The organism is Flavobacterium sp. HNIBRBA15423 (assembly GCF_052655965.1).
In genome coordinates this window covers 2,935,831-2,952,756 of sequence record NZ_CP199751.1, presented here as the reverse complement: position 1 = coordinate 2,952,756, position 16,926 = coordinate 2,935,831, and the positions used below count along the sequence as shown (strand labels likewise).

Annotated in this window: 22 protein-coding genes; 10 read left to right on the top strand and 12 right to left on the bottom strand. The window is 30.0% G+C overall.

Annotated elements, in window-relative coordinates; all coding sequences use genetic code 11:
• Positions 1–4: 4 nt before the first annotated feature.
• The 10 genes from vgrG to ACULEV_RS13300 form a co-directional block, all read right to left on the bottom strand.
• On the bottom strand, positions 5–1,804 hold the full coding sequence (gene vgrG / locus ACULEV_RS13345; RefSeq protein WP_445455543.1) for a type VI secretion system tip protein VgrG: 1,800 nt from the start codon (positions 1,802–1,804) through the stop codon (positions 5–7).
• Positions 1,805–2,482 (bottom strand): CIS tube protein, encoded by a 678-nt coding sequence (locus ACULEV_RS13340; RefSeq protein WP_445455542.1) that lies wholly within the window; start codon positions 2,480–2,482, stop codon positions 1,805–1,807.
• Positions 2,483–2,491: 9 nt separating this feature from the next.
• Complete coding sequence (locus ACULEV_RS13335; RefSeq protein WP_310282425.1) at positions 2,492–2,662, bottom strand: DUF5908 family protein; 171 nt, start codon at positions 2,660–2,662, stop codon at positions 2,492–2,494.
• A 3-nt stretch (positions 2,663–2,665) separates the two neighbouring features.
• The gene (locus ACULEV_RS13330; RefSeq protein ID WP_445455541.1) at positions 2,666–3,130 is read right to left on the bottom strand and encodes a phage tail protein; all 465 of its coding nucleotides are present in this window, start codon (positions 3,128–3,130) and stop codon (positions 2,666–2,668) included.
• Complete coding sequence (locus ACULEV_RS13325) at positions 3,120–3,587, bottom strand: phage tail protein (protein ID WP_110305362.1); 468 nt, start codon at positions 3,585–3,587, stop codon at positions 3,120–3,122. Before ACULEV_RS13325 ends, ACULEV_RS13330 begins: the two co-directional genes overlap by 11 nt.
• 51 nt (positions 3,588–3,638) lie before the next feature.
• Complete coding sequence (locus ACULEV_RS13320) at positions 3,639–5,216, bottom strand: phage tail sheath family protein (RefSeq protein WP_445455540.1); 1,578 nt, start codon at positions 5,214–5,216, stop codon at positions 3,639–3,641.
• Positions 5,217–5,245: 29 nt separating this feature from the next.
• Complete coding sequence (locus ACULEV_RS13315; protein ID WP_445455539.1) at positions 5,246–6,061, bottom strand: hypothetical protein; 816 nt, start codon at positions 6,059–6,061, stop codon at positions 5,246–5,248.
• Between the two features lie 11 nt (positions 6,062–6,072).
• Positions 6,073–6,627, bottom strand: a complete 555-nt coding sequence (locus ACULEV_RS13310) for a DUF4255 domain-containing protein (RefSeq protein WP_445455538.1) — start codon at positions 6,625–6,627, stop codon at positions 6,073–6,075.
• Positions 6,628–7,030: 403 nt separating this feature from the next.
• Positions 7,031–7,900, bottom strand: a complete 870-nt coding sequence (locus ACULEV_RS13305) for a helix-turn-helix transcriptional regulator (RefSeq protein ID WP_445455537.1) — start codon at positions 7,898–7,900, stop codon at positions 7,031–7,033.
• A 485-nt stretch (positions 7,901–8,385) separates the two neighbouring features.
• Positions 8,386–9,291 (bottom strand): hypothetical protein, encoded by a 906-nt coding sequence (locus tag ACULEV_RS13300; protein WP_445455536.1) that lies wholly within the window; start codon positions 9,289–9,291, stop codon positions 8,386–8,388.
• Positions 9,292–9,642: 351 nt separating this feature from the next.
• Between ACULEV_RS13300 and ACULEV_RS13295 the strand changes: the two genes are divergently transcribed.
• From ACULEV_RS13295 to ACULEV_RS13250, 10 genes are all read left to right on the top strand, one after another.
• Positions 9,643–9,828: a hypothetical protein gene (locus tag ACULEV_RS13295; RefSeq protein WP_445455535.1), complete on the top strand. Its 186-nt coding sequence runs from the start codon at positions 9,643–9,645 to the stop codon at positions 9,826–9,828.
• Between the two features lie 41 nt (positions 9,829–9,869).
• Entirely contained in the window at positions 9,870–11,531 is a 1,662-nt protein-coding gene (locus tag ACULEV_RS13290; protein ID WP_445455534.1) for a tetratricopeptide repeat-containing sensor histidine kinase, read from the top strand.
• Positions 11,532–11,538: 7 nt separating this feature from the next.
• On the top strand, positions 11,539–12,207 hold the full coding sequence (locus tag ACULEV_RS13285; protein WP_445455533.1) for a response regulator: 669 nt from the start codon (positions 11,539–11,541) through the stop codon (positions 12,205–12,207).
• Between the two features lie 162 nt (positions 12,208–12,369).
• A complete protein-coding gene (locus tag ACULEV_RS13280) occupies positions 12,370–12,573 on the top strand; it encodes a hypothetical protein (protein ID WP_445455532.1) in 204 nt (67 codons plus the stop codon).
• 10 nt (positions 12,574–12,583) lie between these two features.
• Positions 12,584–13,072, top strand: a complete 489-nt coding sequence (locus tag ACULEV_RS13275; protein ID WP_445455531.1) for an SH3 domain-containing protein — start codon at positions 12,584–12,586, stop codon at positions 13,070–13,072.
• Between the two features lie 7 nt (positions 13,073–13,079).
• Positions 13,080–14,144 carry a type I restriction endonuclease gene (locus tag ACULEV_RS13270; RefSeq protein ID WP_445455530.1) on the top strand — a complete coding sequence of 355 codons (1,065 nt, stop codon included), beginning with the start codon at positions 13,080–13,082 and terminating at the stop codon, positions 14,142–14,144.
• An 84-nt stretch (positions 14,145–14,228) separates the two neighbouring features.
• The gene (locus ACULEV_RS13265; RefSeq protein WP_445455529.1) at positions 14,229–14,636 is read left to right on the top strand and encodes a hypothetical protein; all 408 of its coding nucleotides are present in this window, start codon (positions 14,229–14,231) and stop codon (positions 14,634–14,636) included.
• Positions 14,637–14,652: 16 nt separating this feature from the next.
• Positions 14,653–15,078 (top strand): hypothetical protein, encoded by a 426-nt coding sequence (locus ACULEV_RS13260; protein WP_445455528.1) that lies wholly within the window; start codon positions 14,653–14,655, stop codon positions 15,076–15,078.
• A gap of 1 nt (position 15,079) precedes the next feature.
• Positions 15,080–15,292, top strand: a complete 213-nt coding sequence (locus ACULEV_RS13255) for a hypothetical protein (protein ID WP_445455527.1) — start codon at positions 15,080–15,082, stop codon at positions 15,290–15,292.
• A 12-nt stretch (positions 15,293–15,304) separates the two neighbouring features.
• Positions 15,305–16,111 carry an endonuclease/exonuclease/phosphatase family protein gene (locus tag ACULEV_RS13250; protein ID WP_445455526.1) on the top strand — a complete coding sequence of 269 codons (807 nt, stop codon included), beginning with the start codon at positions 15,305–15,307 and terminating at the stop codon, positions 16,109–16,111.
• A gap of 24 nt (positions 16,112–16,135) precedes the next feature.
• Here the strand turns inward: ACULEV_RS13250 and ACULEV_RS13245 are convergent, their stop codons facing one another.
• Together ACULEV_RS13245 and ACULEV_RS13240 are read right to left on the bottom strand one after the other, a co-directional pair.
• Complete coding sequence (locus tag ACULEV_RS13245) at positions 16,136–16,522, bottom strand: hypothetical protein (protein WP_445455525.1); 387 nt, start codon at positions 16,520–16,522, stop codon at positions 16,136–16,138.
• A gap of 220 nt (positions 16,523–16,742) precedes the next feature.
• Positions 16,743–16,910 carry a hypothetical protein gene (locus ACULEV_RS13240; protein ID WP_445455524.1) on the bottom strand — a complete coding sequence of 56 codons (168 nt, stop codon included), beginning with the start codon at positions 16,908–16,910 and terminating at the stop codon, positions 16,743–16,745.
• Positions 16,911–16,926: the final 16 nt, after the last annotated feature.

Here is a 16,926-nt window from a genome sequence, read left to right as displayed (position 1 = left end):
CTTCCTAATTAATCATTACCATAGCACCTTTGAGAACTAATTGAGCACCACCTTGTACTTCTGCGTTTAAATTCCCTTTTGCAGTGAACTGGCTTTGAGCTGTTTCTTTAATATTGATGCCACTTGTGGCAACATCACCACCAGAAGAGGCTATAGTTACACCTTGATTTCCTTTAATAGATACTTTTTGTGTGGCTTCGATATTGATATCTTTTGCACTTTTTATAGTTATTCCACTGCTAGACATTACTATGCTATTTTCATTTTGATCTTTAATTGTAATTTGTTTGTCTTTATCACTAACAATAATGGTATTTTTATTGGGAGTATTTAATGTCCAAACTACATTTTCATCGTCAAATTCAATAGCTATTTTGGATTTAGATACAATGGCTTTAATACTGTTCTTTTCATTTGGAGTTAAACCTTCAAAAGGTTTCAATTTAGAACTACTATACATGCTTCCTAAAATAATGGGGTAACGAGGATCTTCATTTAAAAAACCAATAACAACTTCATCACCTACTTCTGGTAAAAAGAAAGCACCAGCTCCATTTGTAGAGTAGAAATTAGACAATCGTGCCCAAATACCTTCTCCGTTAGTGTCAAACAAAGGAATAGTAACTAATATTCGGTATTGAGAGTCAGGATCATTATAAATTTGCTTTACCGTTCCGTTAAATAATCCTCTTGCTCCAGGTAATAAACCTGAGGCTGGAGGAGCCATAACATCGGGTTCTTCTGTAAACCAAATAGGAGAAAGACCTACACTTATCTCGGTAATCCAATTGCCTTCGGATATATCATGAGTAACGCTAGAGATAAAATGATCTCCATTAAATCGATCTCCAAGACCTCCCAAAGTGATATAATTACCAGGATTGACTAAATTGGTACCTTGAAATTTTGCTTCTCCTTGTATTTTTGAGTACTCACTTTTTATCAATTGTGCTTTTGCCCAATTCGTCAAATCTGCATTTTCAAGAGGAGCAGTGGTTTGTACTTGATAATCTGATAACCCTACAACCTCAGAAAGTTTTTTGGAAGAGATATTACCAGGGCCGGAAACATTATTAGTAGATTGCATTGAAGCAATAGCCTGATTTTTATAGTCCCAAGTACTGGCTTTTACAGTATCTGTTTGTGTAATTGAATTCATGACTGCATTAAACTGCATAAGTCCATTTCCATAGGATACACTTAAAACAGGGCTTGTATTTGCATCAGGAGGTGCAACGGTAACAGTTCCGTTAAGTGTAGTAATTAACATGCCATTACTTTCAGCACGAGCCATAATATAATCCCAATCGCTCACATAGTATTGTACTTGTTCTGGCCAAGTAGTAGTGGTTGCCGTCACTTTTGCTGTTAAACCCGAATAGGTACCAATAATCGAGGTGATGATATCACTATCTTTCTTTTTGTTAAAAGTCAAACTCTTTCTACCCACAATCATTTTTATGGCTTCATCTCTACATTCAATTTCTAGTGCAGAACCAACCATTTCATCTATTCGAATGGATTGACTTGTAATGATTCCTTGAAAAACAACTTGATTTGTAGAGTCATAACCGCACTCAATAATTACTTTTGCACCTGGCACAAAAGTGGAAGAGGAACTAGCATCAAACTTTCCTGTATTTGCTTCCCCATCAAGTATGGTTATTTTTGCAATAGCAATTCGGTTTACTTCTTTATTTATATGTACAGACAATACATTCAATTCGCTAGGAATTGCAGTGCCATCCACTTTTATTGTAAATGTTGCTGTATTACCAGAAGCTATTTCACTTTGAGTTGCCATTTATTGAGGTTGTATTATAGGAGGAAATATTAATTTTTGCCCTCCTTTTAGGTTTCTAAATTTATTCAGATTATTATATTGAGCCACTTGCACATAATAGGAATCATCGTTCCAAGTTTGTTCACAAAGTTGTGGCAGTGTATTTCCTTCTACTACATTTATTAAGTGAGTAATATCAGGTGATTTTTTTGCATCTAATTCCTCAACACTTTGTGGAGAGATATATTCTGAAAAACCTAATGATAATTTTGCTCTTAAAGGACTTCCATCAGGTTTAAATAGCGTGTATGAGGTGTCCATCGATTTTAATACACCTTTAAAAACAAGACTTTTTCCCCATTGTACTTTAACAAAATTAGGTCGGTGAATTTTTCCATTATAGGTATATATAATACCTTCTAAAGCACTAATTTCTTGAGCCATATCGGTTCTTTTGGAATCTACTATACCAGTGCAATCGATTGTAATATCAAAATTCAATTTTTCAACAGGTGTACTCTTGTATTTTTGTGAAGGAGCACTTGTATTTGGTGCTTGTTGTTCATTATACTCAATGCCTCTCTGCCATTTAATAGTATCTGGATTAATCATTACAGTATAAGGCTGACCTCCAAAAGCTTGTTGGAAGTTTTCATCAGTATATCCTGTTATTTTCATTAGTTCCAAACTTGCTCCCATAGTATTGTTTTATCTTTTGTGACTATTTTTTTTAGTCCGTTCTGCAATCATTCTTCTACATTCTTCAAGCAATTGTTTTTTTAAAAGATGCGTTTCAGCTTCTTTAATAGTGGTGTCATTGAAACTACCTCTTGAAGATATTTCCGTTTTTATGATTAATTCTCTTATTTCTATTGGCATACGCTAAGCAAATAAATCTGCGATTGATGTGTCTGGTGTAATTACAAAATAAGTATAGGCTAATTCAATAGATTCTATTACAATTTCATTCTCTTGTGATTTTAAATCAGATACAGCATATTTTACAGGATAAGCATTGTAAAATGTCCACATAACTGAAACAGAACCATCAGAATTAAACAAGCTAACAGAAACATCGTGCGGACTTATAGCATTAGCTAATCCTTCGTCTAATGTACTCGCGCACCAGTCAATTAATTTGGAACCTTCAGGAATTAATGCTCTTTTTAGTACTAGGTTCTGACTGGTGGTAATAGTAGGGAGTCGATATTTAAATCTATTCTCCCCACCACATACTACTTCTTCCATACTTAATTCTTTTGAAATTCCAGATACTTCTTTGAAAGCAGCATCTTCCCCTTTAAAAGAAAGTTGAAAGTAAAATCCTACTGGATAACTATTTGCCATTAGTAATCACTAGTTGTTCATGTGCAATTTCTATAGTATCTACCGCTACTTCATTACCATCCGATTTTAAATCGGTACTTGTAATTTTAGTAGGCCAAGCATTGTTTAATTGCCATTGCATGGTAGTTCCTCCTTTTTCATCTAATAATCGAATGATAACGGTTCTTCTTTTGATAGTGTTCATGGTTATTTGTGCGTGCCAATCCCAAAAAGAATTGTCATTTACAAAAACACCTCGTTTCATAGTAACGTTTCCATATTTTGTAATACCTGGCATTTTTTCAGTTGAAAAAAGAGGGCTATTACTTTTTCGATATTCAATGATTTGATTTTCAACATCCATTCCAGATACTTCCTGAAAGGCTACTTTTGTTAATTCAGTTCCTAAATCTACTTCAAATCGGAACTTTGGCATGGGCCATGTTGCGCCTTCTACGCTTCCGTCATCTGCTGCCATAATATTTTATTTTTTAGAATTATTAAAATTGTTCATTTCTGTATTTATTTTTTAGCTAGAAGTAGCCATTTGTTGTTGGAAAGTAAGTACTATAAACTCAGCTGGACGTACTATAGCTACTTTGATAGTTACTTTCATAAATCCATTTAAAATATCTTCTGAAGTCATAGTAGTACCAAGACCACAAGCTACTGAAAAAGCATCTGAAGCGGAAGCTCCTTGAAGTCCTCCTTCTTTCCAAATAGAAGTTAAAAAACTGCTGATCATAGCTTTTACAGCTTCCCAAGTGTTTTTGTCATTTGGTTCAAAAACATAAGCATTAGCTGCTAATTTACAAGACTGTTCTAAAAAGGTCATTGTTCTTCTAACAGGAAGATATCTCCAGTCCTGACTATTTCCATCTAAAGTTCTCGCTCCCCAAATTAAAATTCCTAGACCATTGAAAAAGCGAATGGCATTAATTGATTTTCCAGAAACAGCATCTACATTTAGACTGCCTTGTTGTGTTTCCGATAAACGAATAGGTAAAGAAGAAACGCCTACAATGGAAGTATTTGCTGGAGCTTGCCAAACACCTTCTTGATTGTCAGTTGTAGTAATAACACCAGCCATTCCACCACTTGGAGGTAAAATATTAGCATCAAACAAGATATGCTTAATCATAAGACTATAAGTTTTGCTAGCATTTATTAAAGCATTGTTGTTTTGCGTCACAGTTAGCCCAGAAGATGGATTATTGATGTTGGTCATAATACTTGCCACACTTGGATTTGGATTATCAGCTGGATTTAATAATGCTTCAAGCTGTTTTGTATCACCACCAAATAAATTAGTATAGTCGATATCCTGATTTTGCATTATGGTTGTTCCTATAAAAGGATAGTAAGCCGTTCCATAATTTAAACCTTGTGAACCAGTATTGTTTCTGAAGGTTTCAATATCATTTGGATACATAATAGGATCAGGATTACGTCCTCCAATAATGTCAAAAATAGCAACAGCTGTTTGCATTTGCGTACATTGCAATAACATTTCTTGCATCAAGGTACCATTGTTTTCTACGGTAAGAAGTGTTGCTTCTGGACAAATGTACATGGTAGGTTCCTGCTCATTTAAGAGTAATGATAAACCATTTTGTAAATCGGCTAGTTGTACATTTGGATTTACAATTTGATCTCCTGGATTCATTGGATTTTTTGAAGGTGCTCCATAAGAGCCTACTGATACAATATAGGCATCACCTCCACCATTTTCATAAAACAATTTAATACTATTGTACAAATAATAAATAGTATTTGGATCAGGAACAATAGAGTAATATGCATTATCAATAAGCATATAATCTCCTTTTGTTGGCTGACTTTTTTGTTTTACCAAATAATATTCTGGAGCATATTGTTTTGCAGGACTAGCAGGTGGTGCTGGATCTGGAAAACAATAAATAGCCTGAAATTCAGCAAAAGAAGTAATCTTTTGCGCCACATTAGTGTATGACTTTCCTTCATACGATGCTGTGGGTGTGTACCCGATAAAGGCTGGTACTGCGGTTGCAACAGGAACTACTGAATTAGGGAACGCATTTAATTCGTTAATGTAGACACCTGGTGATTTAATGTTAGATTCAATCATGGTTTTTCATATTTATTTTTATTAATTGTTTATATATAGACATACATGGGTGATGTAACTATTTTCTTTCCATTTTCTTCTTCAAGATTTATATTTTTTGGACTGGGATTAGGCAACCCTTTAAAAATTATTTTTCCTGTTTGATTTGTGGTATTCGATTTGTCTACTAAATCAAATTTATATTTTGCAATTTTACTCATCTTCATAAAGTTCTCACCCGATGAAAAGAGTAATGCCTTTCTTCCATTTTGTACAGTTACAGTTACTGCTTGTTCAAAATGAATAGGATTTTTGCTAACTATTTCTGGATTATTAAGTGATACCTCACTTTTATTTATAATGTAATACCGCCATTGGGTAGCTCTAGATTCAAACGTAATGGCATAGTTACATTCAGTAGTCTTATTTATCAATGCAATTAAATCTCGAAAATAAATTTTTAGTGAACCAATGGAAACTGAACTAGCGCTAGAAGAAGAATCCGCTGTTAATACTAATTTTTCATTTTCATTGCCCACATTTGAGCTTGTATATACAAATTGACCAATCCAATTGGTGGGCAGTTCTGTAAATACTGTAAAATTAGAATCTGTTGCGGTAATATCAAATTCAAAGAAGTTTTGTTGGGTATTCGCTTCAATATAAGTTAAGTAAGTGGTAATGTCTTTCGTTGTATTGCTATAAAAATGAAAACCGTTTTCATTCTTATTTATTTTAAATCCATATCGATTTATAAGATTTGCTGTATTTCTATTTGGTTGAAAAACTAGACAATTACAAATCCCTTTCTCAAAATACTCATGGAAAACTTGTATTGAAAAAACGATATTGAATTGACTATTCATACTGCTTAATGTTAGTTGTTTTCAATTTGATTAATGGCAGGAGTAAAGCTTTCGTTATCATAAGACTGAATAGTTATTAAACGCGTCTTATAAACTATTGAAGGTTGGTATTTTGCACCCATAGCCGTCCATAAACTATGCATTTGATTGTAATTTAATTTTTCAATCTCAAACTCCAGCTTGTTTAAACCAGTTGGAATATTTGAAAAATTAGTAGCATCTAATACTACATAAGATTGGAAAAATTGGATAACAGCGTTTAAAAACTTTAAAGATTCGTTATAATCATCAAAATTTGAAGTAACCAGTAAATCCAAATTAAACCTTTGGGAAGGATTTAAATCACCATAATTTCCATTGGGCAACTTTTGATTGCGAATATAAAAAGGTTGTAATGTTTCTTGTTCTATATTAATTAAGGAAACCACAATTTTATTTTCATTTTTTGTAGGTATAACCCCATTGCTGTCTATAACATTGTTTAAAATGACTTTACTTTCATCCAATTGATATTTATTCTTGATATATTGATCAAGAACAGTAGCTGTAAATTGGAGTGATTTCATTAACATAAATTTTTCTTTTATAGTTTAACCAAAAAAAGACATCATTAAAAATAACCTTATAGGTTTAATTTCCAATGACGTAAAGTTAAACTTGTTATTTCGGTTAATGGAAATTTTGGAATATACCTTTCGTGTACAATAAAATAAAAATCATAGACAAAACGTAGACATAATTTATTTAAGAATATAATTCTATTGTAATTGCTGTAAAGACATAAGAATGAACAATGAATTTATATAACTTATTGGTTGTGAGTATCAAAAACAGCAATTCGAGTATTTTTTGTATAATAAAATAGAACGAAAATGCATCGAGAATAGTTTTTAATGAAAAAGTAATTGGGAAATAAAATAAAAGAGAATAAAGTGTGAATTTTGCAAGAAATGATTAAGTAAAAACGAACTAAATCGCTTTTAAGTAAGTGTGTAAATCTAACTCTTTGTTGAGTCTCATTTTTTTCTTTAAGCGATATTTATGCGTTCTTACACTTTCTTGATTAATGCCTAATAAACTTCTGATATCATCATTAGACATATTCATTTTTAAATAACAACAATATTTTAAATCTTTAGTAGTCAATTTAGGATGCTTTTTAGCTAGTAATAATAAAAAATTAGGATTAGTCTTTTCAAAATAAAGTTTAAAATCTTCCCATAGTTTAGTATCATTAGCAGATGTTTTTATTGCATTTACAATAGACAATAATTCCATTCTTGTGGCATTGTCTACATTAGGACATAATGTTTTTATACGTTCTTTTACACTTAATAAAACTTCCATCTTTTGATCTAATTCTAATACATACCTGCTCATGTTTCTATCTGTGTTTACCAGATCTTTTTCTATAGCTTCAGTAGCAATAGAATTTGTATTCATGGAATTTTGGGACTGATTTTTTAATAAAAAAATGGAACGTATAATAGAAGCGAAATGAACTCTGTTAGCTATATTATCAATAGAATAAGTGAAAATTATATTTTTATTGTTCAACAAATAGGCTTCAGAATCAAATCTTTTACAAATACATAGCAATGGAATTTCAGGTTTATTCACAAGCCGATTAAAATCGTCAATAGCGATTTGATTGTTTCTAAAATTAAAAATCAATAAAGAAGGATATAATGATTTGGTAATACTCAATAAATCAGAAATGCGAGAAACAGAAATAACATTTACTAAAAAATTAGGAATGCTCATAAGCCTTTCTAATAATATAGTAAGTGTATCGCTCTGATCACAACCAATCACTATTGTCTTTTCTTCTTTTATCATTTTATTTATAGTTGTCTAAATGTTAGATGACTACTTATGTTTGTTTTTACTTTTTGTATAAAAAATGATTGGTTAAGTTTTTATCTTTTTGTTAATACAGATAAAATAGCGATTTCTACTGATAAAAGTTACGGGTTTTTATTTAAATTTTTTCAAATTTATTTCAAATTATGCAAAAAAAAATGAGTAGAAATACCTGTTTTTTGGATGAGAGGTAAAAAATTTAAAAAGCAACTTTAAAAAGTCAATTTAGATGTATGCTTAATCCGTTGGGTGTAATTAGTTTTCGTCAATTCGAGTAATTTTTGAAAGAAAAATGTATTGAGAATAAGAAAAATTTTATTTAAAAGGTTCTCGATACATTTTTTATTTCATTTCATTACATAAAAAACACTCGAACTGACGACAATAGATAATTACACCTAACAGGTTATACTTAGTATATTTTTGTCAATGAAAAATAGAACTTTTTATTAGAAAAAAAATTATTTACAAGGACCTCTTCCATAATTCTTCATAATAGTGGAGGTAACTTTTTTTAGAGTAATGCCAGTTTCAGGATGAAAATAAAGTGCCGTAAAAAATTCATATTTTCCATCTAATGATTTTCCATACCATAAACAGGTTCTGCCATTTCTTTCATATTTTGTGGTGTCACAGGGAATAATTTTTTTGAAATTTTGGATTAGTTTATCGTCTTTTGGAATAAGAATTAAATTAGAGTTTTCATTTAAAGCATTGCAATCTATTTCTTTATAATGGTCTTCTACCCATGTCATACATTCTTTTTCAGATGTAAAATGATTTACTCCAAAAGAGATTACAATAAAAAGAGTAGAACCTGCAATTATACTTCTTATGTTTTTCTTTATAAAATCATAAATTCCTGATTTAGTATTTTTGATTGTTTCTTTCTCAGGAGGAGTTTCTACATCTACAATAGTTAAAACTGAGGAATCGGTATTTTTTTCTGTGTCTACATTTACATCTGATTTTTCAGTAGATGATTGAATGTCCTCATTAGTATAATTTCTATAAAATTTATTATAAGGTCTTTTTTCAAAATCAACTAGCATAGCTATCAAGTCTAATCCGTTTATATTTTTTAGTTTTGATTTCCCTTTTAAGAATTTTCCTAAAGATTTTAATTTATTTAATTTTTTTATATCATTCAATTCATGTGAAGTTTTTATTGAATAATCAAAACCTAAGTACAATCTAAAACTATTCAAATCATCTATATTTTGATTTTCTTTAAAAATTAAAATACATAAATCCCTGAGGTTTGCTTCTGTTGGATTTAATAAAAAGTTCGAATGAATTCCATTTTTTTGGATTTCATATTGCTTTCTAATGCTTTTTCTATACTCTTCTAAGTAATCTTTTACCATATTTTATTTTCAGATTTTTCAGATTTTTTCGGATTATACCAGATTTTTTCAGATTTAAAAAGAACTATCGGAACTATCGGAATTCCGTATCAACACTACCAAAAAATTACCAAATCTTTGTCTCAGATTTAGTTCTTGTTCTATTTCGCGATAAGAACAAATGTACAAAACTACTTCTAAAAAAGTGATGCTAAACGGATTATGATTTTTATCAGGGAAGTATAAATATGACTTTTCTGTTTTAGCACACTTCACTTCCCAAAAAAAAATGTTAACGGCATAGCTGTATTTAAAAAACTCGAGAAAAACTCGAACAGCTATTCCCATGTTTAATTTTTAACAAGGAAAAAAATGAAAATCGTTTATTTATTTATAGCAATTATTTTATTTTCAGCAAGTTTTACATCATGTACTGCTGAAGATATTTCGGAAAGTGTAGCAACAACTCAGTATGCAGATGATGATACGGGTGGAGAAACAGGTGGTCAAACAGGAACTATTAATCCTCCACCGCCACCAACACCTTCTTTTCCATAATCAAATGTGATTTATTTGATTAATTTTAATAAATTCGGGAAATGCAATTCATTATGAAACATTTCCCGTTTTTATTTGTACTCCTTTTTCTTTTTTCTTGTAATAATAAAGAAGATGCTATTATTATTGATAATTATAAACAATTCATAGATAAAGCAATTACGTATAAAGACACTATTTTTAATCTGGATAGTGCGTATTATTATTTTAATAAAGCGAAGTTAAGTTGTAACAAAAAACAAGCAGATAGAATTGTTTATTTACTTGCTGAAATGGCAAAAATTCAAAAAATAAAAGGAGATTATTCAGGAAGTGAAGCCACAGCTACTGAAGCTTTCGATTATTTTAATGAAGTTAAAGATTCTAGTTTTATTTATTCAATTTATAGTTCGCTTGGTACTTCTTACCAGAGAATGCTTGATTTTGATAACGCTCTAAAGTATTACAATTTGTGTTTAAAAGGAAAAATTTCTGAAAACGACAAATTAACAATACTTAACAACAAAGGTGTAATATATATAGTGAAAAATGATTTTCAAAGTGCAATTAAAATATATCAATCACTTATTAAAACAGAGAATTTAAAACAAGATAGAATTGAATATGCTAGGATAATTGATAATCTAGGTTTTGCATACTTTAATATTGGAGAAAAAAATAAAGCTTATCATTATATTTCAGAATCATTAAGAATTAAAGATAGTATAGGTGATGAATATCAAAAATTAGCTCCGTTAATGCATTTGTCTCGATTTTTTAAAGATTCGATTATTTCTGAATCAAATAAATTTGCGATTAATGCTTATGATATTGCTACCAAAGTGAATAGCCCAGATGATAGACTTGAAGCATTGGATATCTTAATTAGAAACACTTCGAATAAAGATGAATTTAAAAACTATTATGAAAAGTTTAGTTTTTTAAGAGACAGTATTGATGTGGTAAGACAAACTGTTAAAAACCAATTCGCAAATATCAAATATGAATCACGTTTAGCAATCGAGGAAAGTGAAAATCAGAAAAAACAGAAAATTATTTACCTTTTATTATTTGTAGTTAGTGTTTTAATCGCTCTTTTTATTATTTATATTATTAGGAAAAAAAATAAAGAAAGAGAAAAAAGAATTGGTTATGAGACAGAAACTCGCATTTCAAAAAAACTACACGACGAATTAGCCAATGATGTGTTTAATACCATGACTTTTATTGATACACAAGACCTACAAAATCCAGATAATAAAGAAAATGTATTACAAGGTTTAGATGCTATTTATGATAAAGCTCGAAACATTTCTAAGCAAACTGGTGAAGTAAAGACTGGAAAAGAGTTTGGAGTAGTATTAAATCAATTATTAATGAGTTATAATTCCAAACAAGTTACTGTTATTGTTAAAGGGAGTAGTGCAATAGATTGGGAAAAAATAAAAGCCAATAAGCAAATTGAAATCCATCGTATTTTGAGTGAATTATTGGTTAACATGAAAAAACACAGTCAAGCTAAATTGGTTTTGGTCACCTTTGAAACACTTGAAAAAACCATTAAGATTCAATATAAAGATGATGGCATAGGATTTGAAAAAGAAAAAATTATTAAAAACGGACTTCTTAATGTGGAAAACCGTATTCATGAAATAAATGGAAGTATTACTTTTGATACTGAAACAAATAAAGGATTAAAAATTAACATTGAATTCCCCAAATAATAGGCTTATGTTTTCAAAAGTAATTATAGCAGAAGATTTAGACAGTATTAATTTAGCGGTTCATGAAGCGTTAATACAATTAAAGATAACCAATTTACATAGCACTAAATATTGTGATGATGCTTTGTTAAAAGTGAAGAAAGCGATACAAGACAATGCCCCTTTTGAATTATTGGTAACCGATTTGTCTTTTAAAGAAGATTACAGAAAGGACCAATTAAAATCGGGTGAAGATTTAATTGAAGCCATAAGAGCCTTGCAACCCAATATTAAGATTGTGGTGTTTTCGATTGAAGATAAATCGTATCGTATTAAATCGCTTTTTGAAAACCAACACATTGACGCTTTTGTAATAAAGGGAAGAAATAGCATTCCAGAATTAAAAAAAGCTATTGAAACGGTTTACAACACCAATGAAAAGTATATTTCACCGGATATGGCTTTTGTCTTGCAAGACAAAATCGTCAATGAAATAGATGACTATGATTTGGAATTAATAAAACATTTATCGGTTGGTGTATCCCAAGAAGAAATGGAAAGTACATTCAAAGAACTAGGCATTACTCCTAATAGTAAAAGTACTATTGAAAAACGCCTTAACAAATTAAAAATTTACTTCAAAGCTAAAAATACAGTGCATTTAATTGCCATTACCAAAGACTTGGGATTAATATAATTTAAAGCACTTATTACTACTAGACCTAACAAGTTTTCAAAGCTTGTTAGGTCTTTTTTTTGTCCATTACAAAAAAATATTTTTCCACTTTACGGTTTTCCGTAAGGAATTGATTTCTAATGGTTATAAGTTTGGATATTATTAATTTAAAATTTTAAGATTATGAAATATTATGTAAACAAAAAAGCACAATTAAATGGAGATCATGAAGTACACACAAAAGATTGTATATATCTACCAAGTGAAGAGAATAGAAAGTATTTAGGAGATTTTGACAATTGTAAAGATGCAGTGAAAGAAGCGAAAAAAACTTACTCACATTCAAATGGTTGTAAAACGTGTTCTTCAACTTGTCATACAACTTAAATAAAAAACCATGAAAACAACACTACTCATTTTATTATTGACTTTTTCTTTCAGTATACAAAGTCAAACCACTACAAAAAAAGGATTACTAGCTTCTTGTTGCGAAACCGAAGTAGGGAAATGTACTGGTTCAGCTAATTGCAGCACTTGTAAAAATTGTGTTCGCTGTAAACATTGTTCCAATGGAGGCAGTTGTGGAGTTTGTGCTGGGACAAAAGTCAATACTTTTTCTTCAAGTACTAAAAAAAGCAATTCAAAGAGTACGAGTTCAAGTACAAAAGCGTCAAAGAGCAAAACAGATTATTACGCAGGTAAAACATTGACAGTAATAAATTCCAAATTAAACTTAAGAAAAGAACCAAGAACCAATTCAGAAATTGTAGTCACCTTATCAAAAAACGACCAACTCACTTTTATAGAAGAAAAAGGAGATTGGATAAAAGTATTAGTCAATGATACTCAAAAAATAGGTTGGGTTTCTTCTAGATATGTAAAATAAAAAAACTATGGAACTAAACGCACAACTCAAAACTTTAGCTGATAAAATCAATCAACTAAAAGACAAAATAGGAACCGAAGAATCTACAAAACACGCTTTTGTATTGCCTTTCATTAATATTCTTGGTTATGATACTTTTAACCCAACAGAAGTAGTGCCTGAATTTACTGCGGATTTAGGTTTAAAAAAAGGAGAAAAAGTAGATTATGCTATTTTTCAAAATGACGAACCCATTCTAATTATAGAATGTAAAAATTGGAAAGAAAAATTATCTGTGCATAGTTCACAACTCTTCCGTTATTTTCATGTAACAAAAACTAGATTTTCTCTTTTAACCAATGGTATTCACTTTCAGTTTTTTACCGATTTAGATGAAAAGAATAAGATGGACGAAAAACCATTTCTTGAATTTGACATCACTAATTTAAAAGAAAATACAATAAATGAGATAGCCAAATTTCATAAATCCAACTTTGATGTGAACAACATAGTAAATAATGCTAGTTCATTGAAATATACCAAAGAAATAAAGAAACTAATCAATGAAGAGCTTAACGAACCATCTTTTGATTTTGTAAGACTCTTTGCTAATAAAGTTTATAATGGAAGATTGACTGAAAAAGTAATGGAAGAATTTAAAGAACTAGTACAAAAAGGTTTTAACCAATTCATAAGTGAAAAAGTAAATGACCGTTTAAATGCAGCTTTAAACAAAGAAGCAGAGAAACAACAAGTAGAACAAATTGATGATATTACAGAAACCACAAAAGTAGACACTACAGAAGAAGAACTAGAAGCTTATAGAATTGTAGTAGCTATTCTAAGAAGAAAGCTTGCAATAGATCGAATTGTGCATCGTGACACACAATCTTATTTTGGAGTTTTATTAGATGATAACAACCGAAAACCCTTATGTAGGTTACACCTAAACGGAAGCAAAAAATACATTGGTCTTTTTGATGATAAGAAAAACGAAACCAAACAACCTATCGAAACTATTGGTGAGATCTATCAATTTGAAAAAGAATTGTTGGAAACTGTTGGGTTTTATGAAGATGAAAATCAGGTATAAATACCTGTATGTGGTAATTTTGATTAATTTAATTTTAAAAACAACATTATGGTTAAACAAATAACAATAACTAAAAAGTAAAGCATGAAATATTATAGAATAATAATTTGTCTAATAGCAATGAATATTATAACTCTATTTATAATTCAACGAATTAAGAAAGATAAAATTTCAGAGAGTTCGGTTTCTTCTGCAAATAAAATTTATGTTAGAAATGAAGTTTCTAGGGAGAGTAATAAATGGTATATTGGAAGAAATCTACATCAATTAAAAGTTAAAGAATGGAAATCAGCTACAGATGAAAATAAAATGGCAACTTGTGCTGATTTTGTTATGAAAATGAAGCCAAATATTTCTATAAATGAAGCTAATAATTATACTTTAAATTTAAAGAATTGTATTGATGAAGCTACGTCTGGTTCAAATGATACTAATGAAGAAAAAGTTACTCAAATTGCTGCTATGTGTGCTATTATTTTAGGCTATCAATAATTTAATATTATAAACTATGACAATAAAACTACTCTTATTAACACTATTCTTTTTTCTTTCTTGTAGAGAAACCAATCAAGAATCATTAAAAAGTCCGCAAGAGCAAATACAGTCTTTTTATGCCCAAGAAGATACTATTTTACCCGATGATATTGAAGAAATAACAGAGGTTGAAAAAAAGACTTATCATGTGGATAGCAAATATGAATATAACTACCGAACGGGTATAAGTGATCACTATGAATATAATTATGATATAATAGGTAAGGATAGTCTTGGTAATGAAGTAAAAGGCAATATCAATATCAGTGGCAAATATGGTGCGGGTAAAATAATCAATGAAAAGGGCGAAAAAAAAGATATTTTTGTAAGATGGATAGAGAATAGTAAATTAGTAGGCAAAGATAGAGATAGTTTAGCTTATGAATTTGTAGTAGAGTAATATGAAGTTTTTGGTAACACTTTTGGTAACATTTATAATGACCTCTTTTTCAATAGAAGATAAAGAGGTTTATTTATGCGGTCCAAAAGGAGCTAAAAAATACCATTATACTAAATCCTGTAGAGGGTTGTCTAACTGCAAGCACGAGATTACCAAACAGAAACTTTCGGAAGCAGAAGCATTTGGACTTACCCTTTGCGGCTGGGAAGATTAATTAAAATTGAGAATGTTTTACAAACAACGTTTATTTTTTATAGTACTACTTACTTTTAATCTATTGAGTAGTGCGCAAATCAAAATTTGTTCTTGGAATATTGAAAACTTAGGTGCTTCAAAGAGCGAGCAAGACATTGCTTATATGGCAAAAACTTTAAAAGAGTTTGATGTAGTGGCTTTACAAGAAGTAGTTGTAAGTGAAGCAGGAGCACAAGCTGTAGCCAAATTAGTAGACGAACTTAATAGAAAGGGTGCGCAATGGGATTATGTAATTAGTGATCCAACTTCTGGTAGTGCCTACAAAGCCGAACGTTATGCTTTTTTATGGAAACCTAGCAACGTGAAAAAAATAGGAGAGGCATGGTTAGAGAAAACTTATGTGGAAGAAATTGAAAGAGAACCTTATTTGGCTACTTTTAAGCACCAAGAAAAAGAATTTACTTTGGTTAATTTTCATGCAAAAACTAAAAAAATGCAACCCGAAACGGAAATCAAGTATTTTAAATTTTTTCCCGCTTTATATCCAAATAAAGATCTGATTTTTATAGGAGATTTCAATTGTCCGCAATCTCATACTGTTTTTTTTCCTTTACGAAAAATGGGTTACCAATCGGTGTTTGTCAATCAAAAAACTTCACTGCGACAAAAGTGTATTAATAATGACTGTCTGGCTTCTGAGTTTGATAATATCTTTTATAATTCAAAAACGGTTGAGGTTTTAAATTTTGGCATTATCCCTTTTTATGAAGACTTTGTAGATATTCACCAAGCAAGAACGGTATCGGATCATGTGCCTATTTGGGTAATCTTAAAATAAAATTTTTTTGCTCTCTAAGTTGTATTATTCTATTTTCAACATTTTTCCGCTCCATTTACTTCTGTTGATTGATGAGGTAAAGTAAATTTCGTTCTCAAACACCCTATCTACTTTTACATACATTTGATCTTCTATATTATACGCTGCATTTGGCATATTGGTTTTTAAACAAGTAGCCACAAATTCGCAATCATTAATCCAAAATAATTTTGAATGAATTACATATTTACCGTCTTCGTGATATTCGGTATGTTTGTCCTTGTGTATGATTACTTTTATTTTTTTGTTGTTATAAAAATAAATGAAAGTACCGTTATGAAGTAGTTCACAATTGTTATAATCTAATGGTGTAAATGCTATTAATGGAAGAATACCTAGTAATAGCAGAAAGATAATTCTTGTTTTTTTCATAATACTATTGTTTCAAAAAGGTTACACTTTTGAACTTATTTGATAATAGCATTGCTCTAAAGTACGTATTTTTAATTAATAAGAAATCGTATTTTGTTTCAAAAATGCAAACTTTAAGATTTTTTTAGAATTTTTTTATCTTGAAATAGTAAACTCATGGTTTTAAAATATTAATTGCATTCAAAAAAACTTATCAATAATAAATTATCTTCTTTCCATTTTATTTTTTTAGGACTATTTTTAGATTCTTCTTGCGGATTAAATTTTCTTCTTTTATTTCTAAAAGTGTATTGTTATTTGGCTCTTTTTTTTCAGCTTCTTCTTGTTCTGTTTGCTGTTCTAATGCCTCTACTTTAGCCTCTCTTTCTTCATCGGTAAGTGCTTCCATAGTTTGTTTGTTTATT